Annotated in this window: 2 protein-coding genes; both read right to left on the reverse strand. The window is 74.0% G+C overall.

The window, feature by feature from the left end; translation table 11 throughout:
* The coding region (locus GT045_RS34340; protein WP_237539097.1) for a condensation domain-containing protein at positions 1-1,554 on the reverse strand (1,554 nt) is incomplete at its 3' end.
* Positions 1,551-3,634: condensation domain-containing protein (locus GT045_RS34345; protein WP_237539098.1), on the reverse strand; the 2,084-nt coding region annotated here is incomplete at its 5' end. The genes GT045_RS34340 and GT045_RS34345, both read right to left, overlap by 4 nt.

The following is a 3,634-nucleotide window of genomic DNA, read 5'->3' on the forward strand; positions in this document are numbered from 1 at the left end:
GTGGTGGGTGAGGTGGTGGGCGAGTCGGTTGGCGTGTTCGTTGAGTTGTCGGTAGGTGGTCGTGGTGGTGTCGCTGATGACGGCGACGGCGTCGGGGTGGGCGGCGGCCTGTGTCTCGAACAGGCCGGGCAGCGTGGCACCTGCACCGACACCGGTGTCCGTGTCGGTCGCGATGTCGGGGGTGCCGGTGGCGGTGGTGTGGTCGGGTACGGCGAGGAGGGCGGCCCGTTCCTCGTCGGTGAGCAGGTCGATCCGGCCGACCGGCCGTTCCGCGTCGGTGACGACGAGGTCGAGCACGCGGATCAGCCGGTCCAGGAACCCGGCGGCCGTGGCCCGGTCGAAGAGGTCGTCACGGTAGTCCAGGCGCAGGTAGAGCCGGCGCCCGGGAGCGGCGATCAGCGTGAGCGGGTAGTGCGTGGCGTCCCGCCCGCGGCTAAGGTCCGGAGTGATCCGCGGCCCGCCGGTGTCCGGCCGCTCGGCCGGGTCGTCCCAGGGATAGTTCTCGAACACCAGTGAGGTGTCGAACAGCTCCCCCAGCCCGCCCAGTTGCTGGATGCGGGCCAGCCCGAGATGGTGGTGGGCGGTCAGCCGCGACTGTGCGTCCTGCAGCCGTACGACGGCGGTCCGCAGCGACTGCGCCGGATCCAGCGCCACCCGCACCGGCACCATGGTGATGAGCAGGCCCACCATGGCCTCCACCCCGGGCAGCTGCGGATCGCGGCCGGCGACCACGGCCCCGAACACCACGTCGTCCTGTCCCGTGCGCCGGCTCAGCACCAGCCCCCAGGCGGCCTGCAGCACGGTGTTCAGCGTCACGCCCTCGCGGCGCGCCCAGTCGGCGACGGCGGCCGTGCGGTCCTCGTCCAGCTCGACGGTGATCCGCTCCGGCATCAGCCCGGGCCGCCCCGGGTCCACCGCGGTGAGCAGGGTCGGCTGCTCCAGGCCCGACAGCGCCTGGCGCCACGCCGCCTCCGCCGCAGGCCGGTCCTGCCGCGCGAGCCAGCCCAGGTACTGCCGGTAGGGGGTCACCCGGGGAAGCGCGGTGGCATCGCCCCGGCTGTCGTACAGTGCCCCCAGCTCACGGACGAGCAGCGGTGTCGACCAGCCGTCGAGCAAGATGTGATGCGTGGTCAGCACCAGGCGGTGGTGCCCGGCCGACATCCGTACCAGCAGGAAGCGCAGCAGCGGCGGCTCGGAGAGGTCGAACCGGCGGCCGTGCTCCTTCGCCGCCAGCCGGGCCAGCTCCGCGTCGGCCTCCGCACGGGGCAGCGCCGAGAGGTCGGACTCCTCCCACGGCACGGTCACCTGACGCCTGATCAGCTGCACCGTCCCGCCCGAGTCCACCTGCCGGAAACCGGCGCGCAGGTTCGGATGCCGCTCGACGAGGGCGTCGACGGCCGTCCGCAGCCGCGCCGTGTCGAGGGCGCCCTCCACGTCGAAGACATGCTGCACCGCGTAGACGTCCGCGCCGTCCTGCTCGTACTGGGAATGGAACAGCAGACCTTCCTGCATCGGAGAGAGGGGCAGGATGTCTTCGAGGCCCGACGACGTCATTTCTGAATCCTCCACGCGGCTTCAAGCTGCTCGATGTCGTGCTGGCTGAGCTCGGTCAGGGGGAAGTCCGAGGGCGTGTGGCCGCCCGTACCGGACCGGTCGCCGTGCCGGACCAGGCCCCGGATCGCCTGGAACCACCGCTCGGCGAGAACACGCACGTGCGTCTCGGACCACAGCCCCGGCGCCCACGTCCACACGGCCTCCAGGCACGGCCCGTCCGGCGCGTCACGGACCATGGAGTTGACCTCCAGCCCGTGTGCCAGGGCGGTGGCCGGATCGGCGCCGCTCAGCAGGCCGGTCTCCGCGGCCACCGTCCACCCGGGGCGGCCGGGCGCCACCGCGGTCCCCGCGGCCGGGAACCGGCCCAGGTAGTTGAACCCCAGCTGGGGCACGCGGAGCGCGGCCAACCGCCGGCCGGTCTCCGGATTGAGGTGGCGCAGCAGACCGAAGCCCATGCCGTGGTCGGGCAGCGCCCGCAGCTGCTCCTTCACCCGCTTCAGCGCCTGCCCGAGCGCCGGCCCGCCCTCGACGACCTCGGTCCAGACGAGCGGACCCGGATCGACGCGCACGGGATACAGCGAGGTGAACCAGCCCACGGTGCGGGACAGGTCCACGCCCGCCACGATCTCCTCACGCCCGTGCCCCTCCACGTCCACCAGCAGCGCCGTGGACCGCCCGGTGCCGCGCTCCCTGCACCACTCGGCGACCGCCAGCGCGAGCGCGGTCAGCAGCACGTCGTTCACGCCCGCGTGGAAGGCCGCCGGCACCGTGGTCAGCAGTGGGCCCGTGACCTCGGGTGGAAGGGACAGGGTGCACTCCCGTGCCCGGCCCACGGTGTCCCGTACGGGGTCCAGCCGGCCGGCGGTCAGCGGCGGGTCGGCCGCGGCGAGCAGCTCGGTCCACAGCGTCGCCTCCGCCGCGCGGGCCGGCCGGCGGGCCTCCGCCGCCAGCAGTCGTGACCAGCGGCGCAGCGAGGTGCCCACCGGTTCGAGCCGCGCCGGGCGGCCCGCCACCGCCCCCTCCCAGGCGGCGACGAGATCGGGCAGGAGGATCCGCCAGGACACCCCGTCGACCACCAGATGGTTCACGACGAGCAGCAGCCTGCCGGAGCGAGCGGGCCCCGCGTCGAACCACACCACCCCCAGCAGCGGGCCCCGGTCGGCCGACAGACGGGCGACCTCCGCCTCCACCCGCGCGCGGACCAGGGCCTCGTCCACCCCCGCACTGCCGACGTCGACCCGGCGCACCAGCTCCGTGGCCGGCACCGAGCCCACCGGTGCGACCTCCCACGACCACGCCCCGCCGCCGTCGCCGCCGTCGCCGTCGTCCCCGTCGTCCGCCCCGCCCTTCGTCCGGGTCAGCCGCAGGGCGCCATGGTGGTCCACGAGCGTCTGCACGGCCGTGACGAGATGGTCCTCACCCAGGGCGGCCGGCACCTCCAGGAGCATCGCCTGGTGGAACGCGTCCACCTCGCCGCCGCGTGCCTCGAACCACCGCATGATCGGGGTGGGCACCACCGCCCCCACACCCGGGTCGTCGGCGTCCGGGACCGACCCGGCCAGCTCCTCGGCGACCCCGGCGAGCCCGGCCACCGTCCGCTGCTCGAAGATGTCCCGGACCGCGAACCCGATGCCCGCCGCACGTGCCAGGCTGACCAGGCGGATCGAGACGATGCTGTCCCCGCCGAGCGTGAAGAAGTCGTCGTCCGGCGCGACCCGGTCCACTCCCAGTGCCTGCGCGAACAACTCCACCAGCAACCGCTCGCGGGCGGTACGCGGCTCCCGTCCCGCCCCGGCCGCCCGCTCGGCCGTGACCGGCTCCGGCAGCGCGGCCCGGTCGAGCTTGCCGTTGGCCGTCAGCGGCAGCCGGTCCAGGGTGACGAACGCCGACGGCACCATGTACTCCGGCAGCCGCCGCCGCGTGAACTCACCCAGCTCCTCCGGGGATACGGCGGTGTGCGCGACGACGTAGGCGACGAGCCGGGCGCGGTCGCCGAGGGTGATGACCGCTGCTTGGGTGATGTGGGGGTGGTCGGTGAGGGTTTGTTCGATCTCGCCGGGTTCGATGCGGAAGCCGCGGA

It is taken from the genome of Streptomyces sp. SID486, from assembly GCF_009865385.1.
GTDB lineage: Bacteria > Actinomycetota > Actinomycetes > Streptomycetales > Streptomycetaceae > Streptomyces.